This is a genomic window from Pseudomonas sp. Rh2 (assembly GCF_040762985.1).
Classification (GTDB): domain Bacteria; phylum Pseudomonadota; class Gammaproteobacteria; order Pseudomonadales; family Pseudomonadaceae; genus Aquipseudomonas; species Aquipseudomonas taiwanensis.
Genome location: NZ_CP142890.1, coordinates 2,999,932 through 3,017,846, shown reverse-complemented (window position 1 = coordinate 3,017,846; position 17,915 = coordinate 2,999,932). Strand labels below are relative to the sequence as shown.

Annotated in this window: 14 protein-coding genes; 3 read left to right on the top strand and 11 right to left on the bottom strand. The window is 61.4% G+C overall.

The features are described from left to right. Nucleotides 1-224: 224 nt before the first annotated feature. On the bottom strand, nucleotides 225-1,601 hold the full coding sequence (locus tag VXM67_RS13560; protein ID WP_027907572.1) for an L-serine ammonia-lyase: 1,377 nt from the start codon (nucleotides 1,599-1,601) through the stop codon (nucleotides 225-227). Between the two features lie 146 nt (nucleotides 1,602-1,747). On the opposite strand from VXM67_RS13560, the gene VXM67_RS13555 reads away from it, so the two are divergent. Continuing rightward, entirely contained in the window at nucleotides 1,748-2,692 is a 945-nt protein-coding gene (locus VXM67_RS13555) for a LysR substrate-binding domain-containing protein (RefSeq protein ID WP_023380479.1), read from the top strand. A 50-nt stretch (nucleotides 2,693-2,742) separates the two neighbouring features. Here VXM67_RS13555 and VXM67_RS13550 read toward each other — a convergent pair whose 3' ends face one another. The 10 genes from VXM67_RS13550 to VXM67_RS13505 form a co-directional block, all read right to left on the bottom strand. Further along, nucleotides 2,743-4,161: an undecaprenyl-phosphate glucose phosphotransferase gene (locus VXM67_RS13550; protein ID WP_023380478.1), complete on the bottom strand. Its 1,419-nt coding sequence runs from the start codon at nucleotides 4,159-4,161 to the stop codon at nucleotides 2,743-2,745. A 200-nt stretch (nucleotides 4,162-4,361) separates the two neighbouring features. Continuing rightward, nucleotides 4,362-5,102, bottom strand: coding sequence for a WecB/TagA/CpsF family glycosyltransferase (locus tag VXM67_RS13545; protein ID WP_023380476.1), 741 nt, complete (start codon nucleotides 5,100-5,102; stop codon nucleotides 4,362-4,364). Further along, a complete protein-coding gene (locus VXM67_RS13540) occupies nucleotides 5,102-6,289 on the bottom strand; it encodes a glycosyltransferase family 2 protein (RefSeq protein ID WP_023380475.1) in 1,188 nt (395 codons plus the stop codon). Before VXM67_RS13540 ends, VXM67_RS13545 begins: the two co-directional genes overlap by 1 nt. Continuing rightward, entirely contained in the window at nucleotides 6,286-7,488 is a 1,203-nt protein-coding gene (locus VXM67_RS13535; RefSeq protein WP_023380474.1) for a glycosyltransferase, read from the bottom strand. Before VXM67_RS13535 ends, VXM67_RS13540 begins: the two co-directional genes overlap by 4 nt. Before the next feature lie 61 nt (nucleotides 7,489-7,549). Further along, nucleotides 7,550-8,554 carry a DUF535 family protein gene (locus tag VXM67_RS13530; protein WP_023380473.1) on the bottom strand — a complete coding sequence of 335 codons (1,005 nt, stop codon included), beginning with the start codon at nucleotides 8,552-8,554 and terminating at the stop codon, nucleotides 7,550-7,552. 7 nt (nucleotides 8,555-8,561) lie between these two features. Continuing rightward, nucleotides 8,562-9,536 carry a glycosyltransferase family 2 protein gene (locus VXM67_RS13525; RefSeq protein WP_041925490.1) on the bottom strand — a complete coding sequence of 325 codons (975 nt, stop codon included), beginning with the start codon at nucleotides 9,534-9,536 and terminating at the stop codon, nucleotides 8,562-8,564. 63 nt (nucleotides 9,537-9,599) lie between these two features. Continuing rightward, complete coding sequence (locus VXM67_RS13520; protein WP_027907575.1) at nucleotides 9,600-10,124, bottom strand: serine O-acetyltransferase; 525 nt, start codon at nucleotides 10,122-10,124, stop codon at nucleotides 9,600-9,602. A gap of 8 nt (nucleotides 10,125-10,132) precedes the next feature. Continuing rightward, nucleotides 10,133-11,089 (bottom strand): glycosyltransferase family 2 protein, encoded by a 957-nt coding sequence (locus VXM67_RS13515; protein ID WP_023380470.1) that lies wholly within the window; start codon nucleotides 11,087-11,089, stop codon nucleotides 10,133-10,135. Continuing rightward, nucleotides 11,082-11,699, bottom strand: a complete 618-nt coding sequence (locus VXM67_RS13510) for an acyltransferase (RefSeq protein WP_027907576.1) — start codon at nucleotides 11,697-11,699, stop codon at nucleotides 11,082-11,084. The genes VXM67_RS13515 and VXM67_RS13510 overlap by 8 nt, the downstream gene beginning before the upstream one ends. A 143-nt stretch (nucleotides 11,700-11,842) precedes the next feature. After that, nucleotides 11,843-13,309 carry an FAD-dependent oxidoreductase gene (locus tag VXM67_RS13505; protein ID WP_023380468.1) on the bottom strand — a complete coding sequence of 489 codons (1,467 nt, stop codon included), beginning with the start codon at nucleotides 13,307-13,309 and terminating at the stop codon, nucleotides 11,843-11,845. A 429-nt stretch (nucleotides 13,310-13,738) separates the two neighbouring features. On the opposite strand from VXM67_RS13505, the gene VXM67_RS13500 reads away from it, so the two are divergent. Together VXM67_RS13500 and VXM67_RS13495 are read left to right on the top strand one after the other, a co-directional pair. Further along, a complete protein-coding gene (locus VXM67_RS13500) occupies nucleotides 13,739-15,265 on the top strand; it encodes an O-antigen ligase (RefSeq protein ID WP_027907577.1) in 1,527 nt (508 codons plus the stop codon). Between the two features lie 5 nt (nucleotides 15,266-15,270). Further along, nucleotides 15,271-17,868, top strand: coding sequence for a cellulase family glycosylhydrolase (locus tag VXM67_RS13495; protein ID WP_367237075.1), 2,598 nt, complete (start codon nucleotides 15,271-15,273; stop codon nucleotides 17,866-17,868). Nucleotides 17,869-17,915 lie beyond the last annotated feature (47 nt).

Sequence of the window (17,915 nt, the reverse complement as noted above, 5' to 3'; positions counted from 1 at the left end):
GCTCGCTCCTTCGGTTGTTCCACGCCGATCAAGGCAAAAGCGGGTTTACCCGCGAAGAACTCGACGCGGTGCAGCCTCTCCGACTTATCAGCAATACATTCAATGCTTTAAGCACCAGATCTGAGATATGACTTTAAGTAGATACTTTTCCGATAATTTACTCAAAGTATCGACTGTAACCTATTGTCTTACATGCCATTTAACAATCATATTTCAGCGCGTCTTCAGCATTCCACGAACGCCACCGCCAAACCACCTCGCGAGGTTTCCTTGTAATTGGCATGCATGTCTGCCCCCGTGTCGCGCATGGTGCGGATTACGCGGTCAAGGGAAATGAAATGCTCGCCATCGCCGCGCAGGGCCATCTGCACGGCATTGATTGCCTTCACCGCAGCAATGGCATTGCGCTCGATGCAAGGCACCTGTACCAGACCACCGACCGGATCGCAGGTCAGGCCCAGGTTGTGCTCCAAGGCAATCTCCGCAGCGTTCTCCAGTTGCGCGGGAGTGGCGCCGAGCACCTCGGCCAGACCGGCGGCAGCCATCGAGCAGGCCGAACCCACCTCCCCCTGGCACCCCACCTCGGCACCCGAGATCGACGCGTTCTTCTTGCACAGGATGCCAACCGCAGCGGCCGCCAGCAGAAATGCCACCACATCGTCATCGCAGGCGTCGGGGTTGAACTTCATGTAGTAGTGCAGCACCGCCGGAATGATCCCTGCCGCACCGTTGGTGGGTGCAGTGACCATACGACCACCGGCAGCGTTTTCTTCATTCACCGCCAGGGCGAACAAGTTCACCCACTCCATTGCACTCAGGGTCGAGCCGATGACATTGGGCTTGCCCAGCTCCTGCAGGCTGCGGTGCAGGCGTGCGGCGCGGCGCTTGACGTTTAGCCCGCCCGGCAGGGTGCCTTCGTTGCGCAGCCCATTGGCGACACACTCGCGCATGGCCGACCAGATACCCAACAGGCCCTGGCGCACGTCCTCCTCGCAACGCCAGGCGCGCTCGTTGGCCATCATCAACTGGCTGACACTCAGGCCGTGGGCCTTGCACAAGGCCAACAGTTGGTCGGCGCTGGAGAACTCGTAGGGCAAGGTAACGCGATGCGCGTCGTCGCGCGGTGCGTCGATTTCGCCCTGCTCGACGATGAAGCCACCGCCAATCGAGTAGTAGGTCTGGCTGAACAGCAGCCCTTGTTCACCCTGTGCCTCCAAGGTCATGGCATTGGGGTGGTACGGCAGGCTTTCGTCCAGCAACAGCATGTCGCGGTCATAGTCGAACGCAAGCGGGTGGCTGCCATCGAGCATCAGACATCGCTCTTGCATCAGTTGCCCGATTCGCGGCTCGATGGTTGCCGGGTCGATGCGGTCCGGCCACTGACCCATCAGGCCGAGCAGGCACGCGCGGTCTGTAGCATGACCCACGCCGGTGGCCGACAGCGAGCCGTAAAGACGCACCTGTACCCGACGAATCCGCCCCAGCAACCCCTGCTCACGCAGGGCCAGGGCAAAGCTTGCCGCCGCGCGCATCGGGCCCACTGTGTGAGAGCTGGACGGGCCGATGCCGATTTTGAATAGGTCGAAAACACTGATAGTCATGCTAATGCCTGACCGTGCCAGCCACGTACGCCGCTGCACGGACCTCCGGAAAAATTGAACGGTGATACGAAGTTGCGCGATACTGCCGCGCATACCTTCGGATGACCAACGAAACTTTCTAAGCAAGGCTTTAGCTTAACTAAACGATGAGACGACAACTCAATGGCCAGACGTTCGTCTGGCTGCATGTGTTCTCCTGTGCGGCCCGACACCTGTCTTTCACCCGCTGCGCCCAGGAACTGCACATCACCCCCGGCGCCGTCAGCCAGCAGATGCGCCAGCTCGAAGAGCGCCTGGGTTACCAGCTGTTCCTGCGCCGGGCGCGGGGCGTGGAACTGAGTGCCGAGGGCCAGCGCCTGGCCCAGACCGTGGCCGAAGCCTATGGCAGCATCGAGGCCGAGTTGCTGCGCCTGGATGCCGGGGAGATTCGTGGCACCTTGCGCGTGCGTTCGATTCCTTCCTTCCTGGCTAAATGGCTCACCCCTCGCCTGCCACGCTTCCAACAGCGCTACCCGGATATCGAACTGCGCCTGGTGGCCGAGGACAGTGCCCAGGCATTGCACCCGGATGATTTCGATCTGGCCATCGACCTGAACGACGGCAGCTATCCCGGCATGCTGTCGACGCCATTGCTGGACGAGCAGATCTTCCCGGTCTGTTCGCCCGCGCTGTTAAGGGGGCGCCCACCGTTGCACGGGCCAGCGGACTTGGTGCACTACCCCTTGCTGCACGACATCACGGCCTGGCGCGGCAGTTCCGAGTATGCCGAGTGGGAGTTCTACCTGGACGGCATTGGTGCCCGTGGACTGGATGTACGCCGCGGCCATACCTTCAACCGCAACCACCTGACCATCGAAGCCGCCATTGCCGGCATTGGCGTCGCCATCGCCCGGCGCACACTGCTCAACGACGAACTCGAACGAGGCGCGCTGATCGTGCCGTTCGGTGTACCGATCGCCAACCACAAACGCTATGTCCTGCACTACGCGCCTGGCGGTTTGAGCCAGCCAGGGGCGCGTGCGGTGCATGACTGGCTGGTCGAAGAAGCCGAAGGGTTTCGGGCGTTACACCCTCTGCACGCTCAGGACTGAAGCAATGCTCAGCGGAAGCTTCAAGCTGCGACTGGGCAGCCCTGATGGCTTCAATAGGCGTGCTTGCCCGTAAAGGCATTGAGCGTTCGCACCAGAATCACGAAGTCCAACCACAACGACCAGTTGTTGATGTACTCGATATCGGAGTCCACGCGCTGGATCATCTGTTCGATGTCTTTGGTTTCCCCACGGAAGCCGCGCACCTGGGCCAAACCGGTCATACCCGGTTTGATGTTGTGGCGCGCGAAGTAATCCACGATGTCCTGGGAATACAGCGAATCATGTTGCAGGGCATGGGGACGCGGCCCCACCAGCGACATTTCACCTGTCAGCACATTGAACAGTTGCGGCAGTTCATCCAGGCTGGTGCGGCGGATGAATGCGCCTACCCGGGTCAGCCGTGGGTCGTTCTTTTGCGCCTGTTTGACCACGCCAGCTTCCGGCTGGTGGACGTGCATGCTGCGGAACTTCCAGATGCGGAACGATTCGCCGGTCCAGCCGGTGCGTTCCTGGCGGAAGAACACCGGCCCCGGGCTGTCCAGCTTGATGGCAGCGGCAATCGCCAACAGAACCGGTGATGCACACAGCACGATCAGCGCGGCAAGCACCCTGTCCTCCAGGTTCTTGAGGAACAGGCTCATCCCCGTCAACGGCGTCTCGGACAAGGTCAACACGGGAATACCGGCAATTTCACGCACACTGTGGTTGATCAGGCGCAGCGAGAAGATGTCAGGCACCCAGTTGACGGCGATGCACCTGTCGAGCAGCTTGAGGTAAACCTCGCTGATGACCTCCGATCCGCCCAAGGGGGTGACCAGGTAGACCGTGCGCACCGCATGGCGCGTGACGATTTCATCGAGGTCGCCAACATGCCCGAGCACCGGCAAGCGCTGCTTGCCGTCAACGCCGTCCTTGCCATTGTCCTGCCCCGCCTCCATCAGCACACAGCCCACTACCCGCTCGCCAAGCCAAGGGTTGTTGCTGATCTTCTGATGCAGGAAGTTGGCCAGCTCCCCTGTGCCGATGATCAGGGCATTGTCCAGCCCGTGTGTCATGAAGCGCTTCTGTACCTCGCGCACGGCGATGTGCAGGAATAATTGGGCGAAGTAACCGATCACGAACAGCTTGCCCACCAGTAAGCGCGAGTAGGTCTCGCTTTGCTTGGTGAGAAACGCCATGACCACGAGAAAGCAGAACGTGACCGACCAAGCCTTGAACAGCCTGAAGGCCTTGATGCTGAGCTTGGCATTGCTGCGGTAGATCGCATAGTGGTCGTAGACCACCGCCAGCGCGCCGATCAGCAACAGCAGCATGATGACGTAGTCGGAAGTGATGTAGCCGAACTGGGTGTAGATCAAGTACCAGGCGATACCGGTGACGGCGATTCCATCGAGGCCAGCTTGAATGGCGTTGCTGACGCTGCTTCTGCGCTGGAGTAAGGAGCGACTGCTTCTGGGTTCGAAAACCATTCTCCGACCTCATCTATGTGAGCGTAGCAAACGTCTTTGCATCCGCTTCAACGGGCGCAACAGCCGCTTTCAGTGCCTGAAAGCCCGACGCCCAATGAAAGCCCCACCCCAGCCCGCCAACGAGGCGGTTGTAATCAACTGTAGCAGCGCCGTGTCACCCGCGTGGTCGCAGTGCCCTCCTGCCCTTGCTTTTGGCCGGTTCACACGCCCCGCCGGCTAAGCAACCAGGTGCGCAGCAGAAACAGCGGATTGCCCAGCACATAGCGCACGAACAACCGTTTAGGCTCCCTGAACAAGCGGAACGCCCATTCGCCGCCCAGGCGCCGTATCCAGCGGGGCGCGCGGGTGACCTTGCCCCCCAGGAAATCCAGGATGGCCCCACCACAGACAATCAGACACGGCGAGGCAGCCCGCGCCAGCTGGACGGCAACGGCCTCCTGTTTAGGCATGCCCATGCCCAGAACGATCAGCTCCGGGCGGACCACGCGCGCCAGTTCGAGATAAGTGTCGGCATCGGCGAAACCATGGTGAATCGAAACAGGCACTACGCCATGAACGCTCGCAGCGTGTGCCACCGCCTGGCTCAGGAAGGGTTCCTGGGTCCCCCAGAACGCCACGCGACGCCCCTTGTAGCTCTGCAACAGTTTTGGGATGAAGTCGGTGCCGTTCATGTTCAGGCCAGGGTCCAGGCCCAGCTGGCGATAGAGGATCGACATGCCTGCCCCGTCCCTCAGCAGCACGTCAGCGCCTGACAACGCATGGCCGTATTGCGCATCACCCACCACCAGGTTCATGGCATGGGCGTTGACGAAACCCAGCACGGTCGGCGCCAGTGGCGCTGACAGCGCTGCCAGTATCCGCTGCTCGTCCGCCGGATCGCTGACCACCCGCAACTTGCCGAGGATCGTCTTCCAGCGCTGTTGCCAGGGGTGCTTGTCCATCAGCCGTCGTCCCTCTTCGAGCGCACCCAATCGACCTGGCGCTTGATCAGAAAACCCAGGTACAGAGGGATCTTCCTGGCGGCATAGAACGGTGCGTACAGCAGCACCGAAAACGAGATCAAACGCCGTGCGAAGCGCCACCACGCCAGCCACACCGCCCCCATCAGCAGCCCCATCGCAGCACTGGCGATCACGGCCGCCAGCCAGGTCCCGAACAACACGCCCGCCAGCCATGAAATGCAGAACAGCGCCACCCAGGAAAGCGTCAGCAGCGCCAGCGGCGGCACCATCAGGTCCAGGGCCATGGCCAGCAGTGCGCCGTTGCGTTGCGTGAAGGCAGCCGCAAGTCGCCTGGGGGCATCCGCCAGCAGCACGCCCAGATGACCGTGCTCCCAACGGGTGCGTTGGGTGTTCAAACCCTCCTGACTGCTCGGAAAGACACTGGTGACCTGCGCATCGCTGCAGAACACAGGCGGTTTGCCGCGCTGGCAGAAATCCAAGCCCAGCTTCAGATCCTCGACCAGATGCCCGTTGGCCAAGTCGACCAAGGCCAGCGCATGCCAGGGCAATGCCATCCCTGCTCCCATGAGCTGGCACGGCAGGCCCAATCGAGCCCAGCCCCGGGGGCGCACAAGGTTCTTCACACGCCAGGCAAATTCGGCGACCTGAACCTTCAGCCCCGCCCCCTGGGGTGCATGCATCAGGTAGAGCGCTTGCACCGGCCGATCGGCTGCAGCGCAGGCGCACGCCAGACGTTCGATAGCACCCTCTGCCACCCGGCAATCGGCGTCGATGATGATGAGCACCTCAGGCGCGTCATCCTTCAAGTGGCGCACGCCGAAGTCCAACGCATAACCCTTGCCGCGCAGGTGCGCATGCTGGCGCTCGACCACTTGCGCCCCCGTGCAACGCGCCAGTGCCGCTGTGTCGTCGGTGCAATTGTCCGCCACCACCAGCAACCGATCGCCCTCGCGCAATTGCGGGCGGATGCTGTCGAGCGTTGCGCGAATCACCGGTGATTCATTGTGCGCCGGTACCAGCACCGCCACGCGGGGGCGCGCCCCGGCCAGCACCGGCGGTGAGCGTGTTGGCAGGCAGGCCGCCAGCACCTGGGTGAACAGCACCAGCACTGGCAGCAGCATGACCAGTGAAACCGCCACCAACAGCCATCCCAGCACGGTAATCATGCGCAGGTCCTGAAGTAATGAGCCAACTTGGCCGCTTCGGTGTCGATATCATGGCGCTGCAACACACGGCGATACGCCGCATCGCCCATTTTCTGCAGTACCTCGGCAGGTTGGTCCAGGCATTCGGCCATGGCGTCGGCCAATTCTTCCACTGCACCTGCCGGGAACAACCAGCCACTCTCGCCCTGGCGGACCAGTTCGGGGATACCGGCCACGTAGGTCGTCAACACCGGCCTGCGCAAGGCCATCGCCTCCATGATGACCACCGGTAGGCCCTCGGCAAAACTGGGCAGCACCAGTGCCCGGGCGGCGAGGATCTCCTCACGGACCTGGGCACTGCTGATCCAGCCGGTGATGCGCACTTGCCCTTGCAAGCCATGCTGCGCAATGAAAGCTTCGATGGGTGGACGCATCTCACCGTCGCCGGCCAGTACCACCTCGAACGGCACCGACCGTGCCGCCAGCAGACGTACAGCCTCCAGCAACAGCAATTGCCCCTTTTGCTCGCACAGCCGCCCCACGCACACCAGCCGAGGCACCGCCGGCGCGTCGACCGCTGGCACCTCGTGGAACGAGCGCTCCAGGCCGCAATGCACCACTTTCACCTTCGCCCAATGCTCATGGGCTACCCAACGGTAAAGCTGGCTGCGCCCATAGGAGCTCACCGCGGCAACGAAGGCGGCGTGCCGCACTTTTTCGCCCATATGGAGAAACTGCGGTTTGTCGAACTCTTCCGGCCCGTGCACGGTGAAGCTGTAGCTCGGCCCGCCCAGGGCGTTGGCCAGCATTACCACTTCAGTGGAGTTGGTGCCGAAATGCGCATGCACGTGCTCGGCGCCGAATGCCTGCAGCCACTGCACTACACGGCAGGCCTCGGCCAGGTAGACCAGATGGTACGGCCAGGGGCGGTCGGCCCGCCGCCCATGGCGCAGCGCCAGGCCAAGCGCCGACATGAAGCGCCGCGGTTGGGCACGTAATACCTCAAACAACGGCATGAACAACCCCTTCAGGCCGTCCTTGAGCACGTAGAGGGTCTTGTCGCGTTCTGCGAGGTCTTCGTCATCCTGCAATTGGGCATCCCAGCCACGCAGGGCGATGCGTTGGATCTCCATGCCCTGGCGTTCCAGGGCGAGGATTTCCCGTCGAATGAAACTATGGCTGACCTTCGGGTACTGATTGATGAAATAAGCAATGCGCATAGGAATCCAAGTCGATGCCCGCGTGATGAATGACCAGGCTTGCTCAGTCGTTTCCAGCCCGTTACTCCAGGCTGTTGGTCACTGGCCTGTCCCCCGATTTCGTCAGGTGATGCAACGTTTCCTGTCCCTGCTGTAGTGGTGATGGCCAGGCTGCGGGTTGAACGGGGAACATGCCCTCGATATGGCCAAACACATCGTCGAGCATGGCGTGACGCCTGCGGTACATCGCCCGCTTTTTCGGGGCGATGTCGTCGGCCGAGCGTCTGGCGGCCTCCAGCGGAATCGTGAAGAAGTCCTCGCGCTCCGACGGCGATGCGCCGTTCTCCAGCCAGATGGTGTCGTAGTTGGCCGCCAGATCGTCGGCCTTTTCGGCGCCGAAATAGCGATGACGATGGTGCCGATAGCGGTCACCGACCGCATAGATACGGGCAGCGCCAAGGGTTCTGGCCAGGCACTTGAGGACTTCGATCAAAAAACTTCTCGGGCGCAGCCCTTCGAAATCCTTGGTCAGGTCCCGGTAGATACTCAACGACCTTTCGCTGTCGATACCCTTGTGTATTCCCTGCACGGCACCGATCAGCACGAAGACTTCACCCCCGGTACCGCCAAGGCTGAAGGCCAGTGATGCCACACGCAGGTCGCCCTGGAACAGGTTGAGCACCAACTCCCCCTCGCGCCGGAACCAGACAGGCCGGTCCAGCACCAGGGTGCACTGGCTGGAATACCCCGACAGATCGCACAGCACCTGATGCTCGTCACGCCCCATCAGCAACAGCCTCGGGAACTGCTCGGCGACAACTTCATAGTGCGACGCTACCGCATCCAGCCGCTGCGGCGCTTCCCACGCCTTGCTGATGTAGGGCCACTGCACCACGCCAATGCTGTCGAAACCCAGCGCCTTGAACCCCTTGGGGCCCAGTGCTGCCGACATGCGCGCCACGAAGGCCTTGAGGTCTTCCCGCTGCTTGATGATCAGTATTCCCAGCTTGAGCTTGTTGTTCAGTGCCCGTAGCGAGTAACCGGGCTGCAGTGTGAGCACGCTTTTCACGATCGACCGATATGTCATGGGTTTCTCACTTGTACTCGATCAGCGCGGATTTGCCAGCGCCGAACCTGTTCAAAAGAAACTTCGCCTGCCCCACCATCTCGGGGAACTTCCCAAGCACCAGAAACACCGCCTGCAGCCAGTTCTCACGCCATGTTCGCCCACCACGGCGTGCCAGGCGCATCGTCTGCAAAGGGTAGATCAGAAGTGGCAGCAGCCCGACACTGCCCAACGACAGGCTGGCCACCACGCTGGCCAGCGGCAGCCCCAGGCCCCAGAACCAGGCCCGACGAGATTCTTTGCGCCAATGTCGCTCGGGCGTCTCGCCATGCAAGTGCGCCCCTTGGGCGAAGGCGTAACCCGCTCGCATGCTCCGCCGCCACCACTGGCTGAAACGGGTCATGTCGGCATCGTGCAGGGTCATCTCCACGCCCAGTCGCCAGATCTTCCAACCGCCGGCGCGCAGCCGCACACACATCTCAGGCTCTTCGCCGGCGATGAGGTCGGCACGAAAGCCCGACACCGCCAGGAAGGCTTCGGCACGTATCAGTGCGTCGCCCCCGCACGCCTTGGTTTCACCCAGTGGTGTGTCCCATTCCAGATCGCACAACAGGTTGTAGATCGAATGCCGCGGGTACCGCTCGCGACGCCGACCGCAGACCACGGCAACCTCTGGATGCGCCTGCAGAAAAGCCTGGGCTTGCTCAAGCCAACCGGCGACCACTTCGCAATCGCCATCGACGAACTGTACCAAGCGCAGCGACGGCATTACCCCGTGCAAATGGGCAAAGCCTTCGTTGCGTGCACGCGCTGCTGTGAACGGGATGGACAGATCCAGCGACACCACCTCGACACCCTGGTCCAAGGCGTGCTGCACCGAGCCATCGGTGGACCCCGAGTCGACATACACCACCGTGTCCGCACAGCCTGCCACGGAGGCCAGGCAACGCTCCAGGCGCAGCCCTTCATTACGGCCGATTATCACGACTCCGATGCCTGTCACCCTGGGCCTCACTCGTCTGCCTTGAACGAAACACGCCTTTTACCGCGCTGCCCTGCGGCTACCTCAGGAACACAAATTGGCCTCGACCGGCTTTCTCGCCTTGATGGTGGCCGGGACACCCACCGCCGCGCAGTTGTCCGGCACGTCGGTGAGGACCACGGCATTGGCGCCGATCAGTACGTTGTTGCCAATGCGGATATTGCCCAGCACCTTGGCCCCGGTGCCAATGTCGACATTGTTGCCGAACACCGGCGCGATAGGCTCCTCCACATTCTTCAAGCCCACCACCACCCCATTGCGAATCCGGCAGTCATCGCCAAAGCGCGCGTAGCCGCTGATCACGATGCCGCCAAAATGGTCGATGACGAAATTGCGGCCTATCACCACCTCGCAGGGCAACTCAACCCCCGTGATGATCTGAATCAGCTTGAACAGCACTCTGTAGACCAACGAGCAGAGCTTGCGCAGGATCGCTGGGCGCACACCGTAGCGCCAGCGACCGAACCGGTAGACCAGCAGAACCCAGAAGCCCTGGGCCCCCCAGTCTCCACCATGTGCTCGCAGGTCGGCACGAATGTTCTCGAACATGGTTTAACCTACCGTGTGGGTTGGCGTGCGAACCGGGTCGCGAACAGTGACGACCAGGTGGCTTGGGTATGCAGCCAGCACGCCTTGATAGCCGCCCAGCCACGCCCTTTCAACAGCGCCTTGAGGGCCAGGATCGCATCGCCGAGACTGACCAGCAGCATGTGCAGGATCAACCCCGTGACGCCGTGGTGCTTGCGGAAGTACAGGAGTTCGCTTTCAATCTGATAGGTGGAAATCTGCCGGCTGGCCGCCTCCAGTTCCGCCACCGACTTGGAGCTTTCGCCGCCGATATGCACCACGGTGGTGTGCGGGTAGAACACCACTTTCCAGCCTGCCTCCTTGACGCGCTTGCAGTGGTCCACTTCCTCGTAATACAAGAAGTAGCGAGGGTCGAACAGACCGACCTGGTCGAGTACTTCACGGCGAACCAGGTAGAAGCAGCCCGGCAGCCAATCGCATTCGCGGACCGTGCCGTGGTCCCAGCTCATTTCGTCGACCATCTTCAAGCCAGGGAAGAACCGGTCCAGCCCGGTTCGGGAGACGAAGATGTTCAAAGGGGTCGGAAAGTATCGGCAACAGGGCTGCAGATCACCGTCACGCCCCACCAGGCGTACGCCCAGCACACCGCACTCCGGATGGGCCTCCATGTATTCGAGAGTCTTGTCCAGGGTGTCGCTTGCCACGAATGCATCGGTATTGAGCAACAGCGCGTACTTACCCTGCAGGTGTTCCAGCAGTTGGTTATTGGCCCGCCCAAAACCGACATTGTGCTTGTTGCTGACCAACAATGCCTGGGGGCAGACCTGGGCCATGCGCGCCACCGAGTCGTCGACCGAGGCGTTGTCCACCACCAGGTAACTTGCCAGCTGTTCGCCCCTGGCCTTGCGCAGGGCATCGAACATCGGCTGCAGCAAGGATGCCGTGTTGAAGTTCACCACCATCACATCGACGGGCTTTCTATCCATTGTTGCCCTCCCCGAAGAAATACTCGCGCCGCATGGCCGCCAGCTTCGGCTCCATTACCGGGTCATAGCCACTTTTGCGCTGCTTGATCAGGTCGGCCCACGGGTATGCCTCACAGCGCCGCTCTACTCGCTCGATCAGTTCTTCGGTGGTGCAGATGAATTTGGCCGGGTTGCCGCCCACCACCGTTCCGGGCGGGACGTCCTTGGTGACCACGGCACCTGCGGCAACGACCGAGTCGGGTCCGATGGTCACCCGGGGCATGACGATGACCCCGTGGCCGATGAAGCAGTTGTCGCGAATGTCGATATAGCCCACCGAATCCAGATGCTTGCCATAGCACACGCCAATCAAGGCGGCGACGCCATCGTGGCCCAAAAGGGTACAGTCCGACAGCCCCACGTTGGTGCCCAGACGCACCAGCACAGGGTCCGTCACGTTGCAGCCCACGTTCACATGCAGGTTGCCCCCAACCGAGTAGAACTTGCCCCAGCGTGTCAGGTACTCTCCCCAATCCCTGGCATTGGGGTGGCAAATCTTTTTGTAAAGCGAACCGCCACGTCCTGTTGAGAGTGCGTAATGCTTCAAAGCGCTGCGTATCCATCCGATCATGTTGCTGGCCTCGCACGTAATGCGATCATGGACTGTCCCTGAGGCGACTTCGGTCTCGTTCTTGTTGGTACTGACCGCCTCGCACTCAACCCGTTATCAACCGCGCTGTCGCTGTCGCGCCCCACTGGCGCCATTGCCCTCCTTCAGACAACCGTTCGGCTCGTCGTGCGCATCTTGTCATTGAGGTGATCCACCAGCCGCAGCGCGAATTGCAGCAGTGGCATGGTCGGGTTCGAAGCCCCGCCGGTGGCAAAGATGCTGCTCCCTGCCACGTAGAGATTCTCGGTCCCAAAAACCTTGCAGTCGGTATCCACGACCCCGTGCTGCGCCGATGCAGCCATGCGCGTTGTGCCCATGTGATGGGCGTGCGGCGACATTTTCAGGGGTATGGAGGTGTCGTAGACGAATGGGTTGAGCTTGACGAAGCCAAGTTGTGCTTCGGCGAACTGCTTGGCGAGCTCACTGCCAATGCACTTGATGGTGTGTCGATCGGTAGGGCTGAGCACCCAATTGACATTCACCTTGGCCATGCCCAGGGCGTCTTTTTCATCCAGCAGCGAGATCCGGCTCTGCGCGTTGGGGAACTGCTCGATCATCGTCCCGATTACGCCGTCACCTGGACAACTGAACTGTGCAATCCATTCGATCTTGCTGGCCACGCCCCAATCGCATGCCAGGTTCTCGAGGAAGTTCTTGACTTCGGCGGTCCGCCCGTAGGCTTGCACCTCCTCCACCACGGTCGCCGAAACATTGCCCTTGCCAGCGTGATACTCGGCGACGAAAGCATCGGTGGTGTAGTACTGGCGGCGGTCGGTGGCTTGCCCCTCCTTCAGGATGAAAGAACCTAGGTCGACATTCAGATGCTCCATGAAGCAACGCCCGACCCAACCTTCCTTGTTGGCGATACCCGCCTGCTGAAGGGACTTGCTGTTTAGCAACTGCCTGGCGTTCTCGATGGCGCCCGTGGCCAGGATGAAGTGCTTGGCCTTCAGACGCTCGCGTTGACGGTCGTAGTCCGACACCACCACGGCTGTCACGCTGCCCGAGGCGCTGTCGAACTCCAGGTCGACACAGTTGCAGTTGATGAACACATCCAGGCCATCGGTCTGCTTGAGTTCCGCTTCGTATTTTTGTGCAAAGCGCGTCGGGGGGCTGAGCAGAAACACGTCAGCCTCGAAATCACCGCCTTTGAGGCCGGTATTTATCGGGCGAAAGTCGGCCCCTTTAGGCAGGTCGACAATGTCCATCGCCGCTGGCAGGTAGCGCTCCACCTCCGAATAGGGGATGGGCCAACCCGGCAAGTCGCCGGGGGGCGCAACGGCGAAATCGGAGGGTGTGAAAGGACGGCAGCGGCCCGCCCAATGGTTGGACGTACCCCCCAGAAAACGCAGACGTGTCTCGGCCGGGTACAACTCAAGGCCTGTGGAAGTACACGTGTAGAGCGCATGGGAGCGTTCCGAGTGTTCGACTCCGCCGCCTTCCAGCAGCGCCACGAGCCAACCGGCCTTGGCCAGGCGTGTCGCCAGGGTTATACCGGCCGGGCCTGCACCGACAACGCAGAAATCATAGGCGTCACGCAGTTCTTTTTGCGTTTGATAGTCCTTGATCATGCCTGCCCGTCCCGGAAGTACTGAGATGGCAATACCCATCCATTGATGACGACGAACTCGGACTTGGCCTGCGGCTTTGGCGTCGCCCGCGAAACGGTGCCGAATACCGCGCCCCCAATGCCCAGCAGGACGCAATTGCGTAGAAACCGCCTACGACCCAGAAATGGCGCACAAAACTGAAGCTTCCCCATGATCCCCGGACCTATGCCAAGTGTTATCGAGAGGCGTCCCAGCCATTGGAAAGCGCGAATCCTGCCTCGGTGCCCGTTTCTATGCCGAGCCCTGACCGGCTTGCTGCAGGTTCGCCAATGCCAGCAGATGAATCGCCGGCACGGCTTCAATCTCCAACCGATAGCGCTACAGTTCACTATAGTTTCAATCAGCCATGATGCTAGCCGACCTCCACCAAGGGATAGGTGCCCTCAGCCAATGCCTGAACATTTACGTGCCCTGATCGTCATTCTGTTCCTGGCGTGCGTCGTATTCGTGCTGGCGCGCCGACCAGCGACAGACCTGATCCCGGAGCGGGACTTCAAACGTCGCCGTAACCTATGGTTCGGCCTGACACTGCTGGCGTTCTTTTCCCATAGTTTCTGGCTTTATGCCCTGGCGGGTGCGGTCATCATGAGCCTGGCCGGGCGTCGCGAACGCAACCCGATGGCGTTGTTCTTCATGTTGTTGTTCCTGATTCCACCAGCCGCTGTACCGATACCCGGCTTTGGCTTGATCAATTACCTGGTCGACCTCACCCATGTGCGCCTGCTCACCCTCTGCGTGCTACTGCCCGCGGCATGGGCACTGAGCAAGCAAGGCGACACCCAACCCTTCGGTCGCAGTTGGCCCGACAAGTTGCTGGCGGCGAGCATGCTGCTGATGTGCGTACTGTCGCTGCGCGAAACCACCGTCACCGACACGCTGCGTCAGGCGCTGTACCTGTATGTGGACATGTTCCTGCCCTACTACGTCGCCAGCCGCGCGCTGAAGGACCTGGAAGACTTCAAGGATGCCCTGCTGGCCTTCGTGCTGGCCTCGTTCCTACTGTCGATCATCGGCGTGGCCGAGTACGCACGTCACTGGCTGCTGTACAACGCACTGACCGACGCCATGGGCGTGCCCTGGAGCATGAGCAGCTACCTGAGCCGTGGAGGCTCGCTGCGCGCGAGCGCCACCACCGGCCAGGCCATCGTGCTGGGCTACGTGATCAGCGTGGCGATTGGCTTGTTCCTGTTCGTGCAGGCCTATGTTCGCAAACCCATCCATCGCTACCTGGGCGCCCTGCTGCTGGCGGCCGGGTTGTTCGCGCCCCTGTCGCGCGGCCCCTGGATCGGCGCTGGGGTCATCGTCGCGGCCTTCATCGCCACAGGCCGGGGCGCGGTCAGGCGCTTCATCCTGCTCGGCCTGGCCGGTGTGCTGTGCGTGCCCCTGCTCACCGTGATACCGGGCGGAGAAAAAGTGCTGAACCTGCTGCCCTTCATTGGCAACATCGAAACCGAGAACATCACCTACCGCCAGCGCCTGATCGACAACTCCTGGATCGTCATCCAGCGCAACCCCTGGTTCGGCTCGTTCGACTTCCGCAGCACCCCCGAGATGCAGTCGATGATCCAGGGCCAAGGCATCATCGATATCGTCAACACTTATGTCAGCCTGGCGTTGCGGGTCGGCATGGTGGGGCTTGCGCTGTTCATCGCCTTCTTCGTGGTCATCCTGATGGGCATCCGCAGATCGATGCGGGCATTCCCCGACAAGGACGATAAACAACGCCTTCTAGGAAGGGCGCTGCTGGCCACGCTGCTGGGCATCATGGTCATTATCTTTACCGTCAGCAGCATCACCGTGATTCCGGTGATCTACTGGTCCGTTGGCGGGCTGGGTGTGGCCTACATCCATATGGTGCGCAAGCTCCGGCAAGAGCAGGCCGCCGAGTTGCCCCATGCCCGCCTTCAAGCCAGGTAAACTCGATGACACGAAGCCCCCTGCATTCCCTCATCCGGGCCACGGCCCTGCTTGGCCTGGTTTCGTTGCCCATGGCAACGTGGTCGTCCGATTGGGCCGTCAACATCGAAGAGCGCAACGGTTTGCCCAACATCACCCGGGGTGGCGGGCCGGCGATGATCGCCAAGTTCAGTTTCTTCGCACAACAGTGGAACTGGACCGGCTATTACCCCACCTTCACGGTCAAAGCCCCGCAGCAGTACACCCTCGCCGGTGAAAACAAGGACTTGAACTTCAAGCTCGTCGCAGACATCCGCAAGGACACCCCGCAATCATTGACCTGGGCATTCGACCTGCAGACCGAGCAACGGCACGACGATGTCATGGGCGGCGGCCTGGTGTTCAATTTCGACCCGTCGCTGTTCGCCGGCGAAATGGGTGCACCGCAATTGCTCCCCGGCAATCGAGGCTGGGCCTGGGGTACGGAAGGTAAACGCCGTGTCGAGATGCGCTTCGAACCACCGTTGGCGAAGGTGTACTTCGAGCGTGGCAACCCGGATGAGGTGCGCGCATTCTTCTATGACCGCCAGATAACCCCAGGCCGGCAACAGATCAACGCGGTGCTGAGCGTGACGGGCGACATCGCCATCGGCCAGACCCAGTCCGAACGGTTTGGCCTGAGCGACCCGAAAAGCTGGCCACAAGACCAGCTGGACTGGAAAACCTCGCCGGTCGACCTGTCGTTTCTCAACGCAGCAGAAAAACCAGCTGGCAAGCACGGCTTCGTCAAGGCTGACGGTGAACGACTGGTGTTCGCCGACAACACGCCCGTGCGTTTCTGGGGCACCAACCTGTCGGCCTCTGCCCTGTTCGACACCCCGGACCAATACATCAAGCAACAAGCCAAGCGCCTATCGGCACTGGGCTTCAACCTCGTGCGCCTGCACCACCATGACTCACTCTGGGTGCTGCCCAACATCTTCGGCGATGGCAGGACGATCAAGAACACCCAACAACTCGATGCCGAGTCGCTGAGAAAACTCGATCTGTGGATCAAATGCCTCAAGGAGGAAGGCATCTATGTGTGGCTCGACCTGCACGTACAGCGCTCGCTGATGGACAGCGACGGCATCTATGGCTTCGATGAACTGCCCAAACAATACGGGCGAGCCGAATTCAAAGGCTACGCCTATGTGAACGTCACCATTCAACAACGCATGAAGCAGTTCGCCGAGCAGTACCTGAACCATGTGAATGCCTATACCCAATTGGCCTACAAGGACGACCCCGCCATCGCGGCGGTGCTGATCACCAACGAGAACGACATCACCCATCACTTCGGCAACGCGCTGTTGCCCGACAAGAATGTGCCCAGACACAGCCGGCTCTACATGGATGAGGCCAAGGCGTTTGCCAGTCGCCATGACCTGCCGGAGGACGCCACCTGGCGCGCCTGGGAGCATGGCCCGGCCAAGCTGTTCCTCAACGACCTGGAGCATCGCTTCGATGTCGAGATGATCGAACACCTGCGCAAGATCGGCGTGAAAGTGCCCATCGCCACTACCAGTAGCTGGGGCGGCAATGGCTTGAGTTCGCTGCCGGCGCTCACCACGGGCGATCTGATCGACGTTCACAGCTACGGCGGCATCGGCCAGCTGGAAAAAAACCCGCTGACCAGCGATGGGCTGGTCGACTGGCTGGCAGCCGCCCAGGTAGTGGGCAAGCCATTGACCGTCACGGAGTGGAACAACGAGCCCTTCCCGCTCCCCGATCGCCACTCACTGCCCTTGATCGTGGCGGGTACCGCCAGCCATCAGGGCTGGGACGCATTGATGCAATATGCCTATAGCCAGGAGGGGCTTGGCGATGGCAGGCAAACGGCGGACAACTGGCATGCCTACAACGACCCTGCCCTGATCGCCACCCTCCCGGCGGCGGCCTTGCTGTATCGACGCGGCGATGTGCAGCAGGCGCAGACCCGCTACGTCTTCGCCCCGTCGGTCGAAACCTTGTTCAACCGCTCGATCTCACCGAGTGATTCGGTGCTGCTGCGTACCGCCATGGAAAAAGGCATGTTGCAGATCGCCCTGCCGCAAACGCCGCAATTGCCATGGCTCACCCAAAGCGACATCCCGGCTAACGCCCAGTTGCTGCATGACCCTGAGCAGTCGCTGCTCGACAACAATGCCACCCAGGCCACCACGGATACCGGTGAGATCACGCGCAATTGGCAGCAAGGCCTCTACACCATCGATACGCCCAAGACCCAGGTCGCCAGCGGCTGGCTCGGCGGCCGCTCGACCCGCTTGTCGAACCTTCAGGTGCAACTGAAGACGCCCTATGCCAGCGTGGCCGTGCAGAGCCTGGACAACCAGCCGCTCGGCCAGTCGCACAGCCTGCTGATCTCGCTCGGCACGCGGGCCGTGCCCAAGGAAGACAAAAGCACCCCGTTCTATGTCGAGCCCCTGGTCGGCGCCTTGAGTATCGCCGCACCGCCGGGCCTGAAGGCCTATGCCCGCAGTGCCTCGGGACAAGAAACAGTGCTTCCAGCCCGTTACGAAAATGGCCGCTACACCCTGAACTTCGACGGCCAGCACATGGCCAATTGGCTGTTCTTGAAATAGGCCATTCGGCCTTCTACGCTCTGAAAAGACCTGTATTGGCAGGCCCT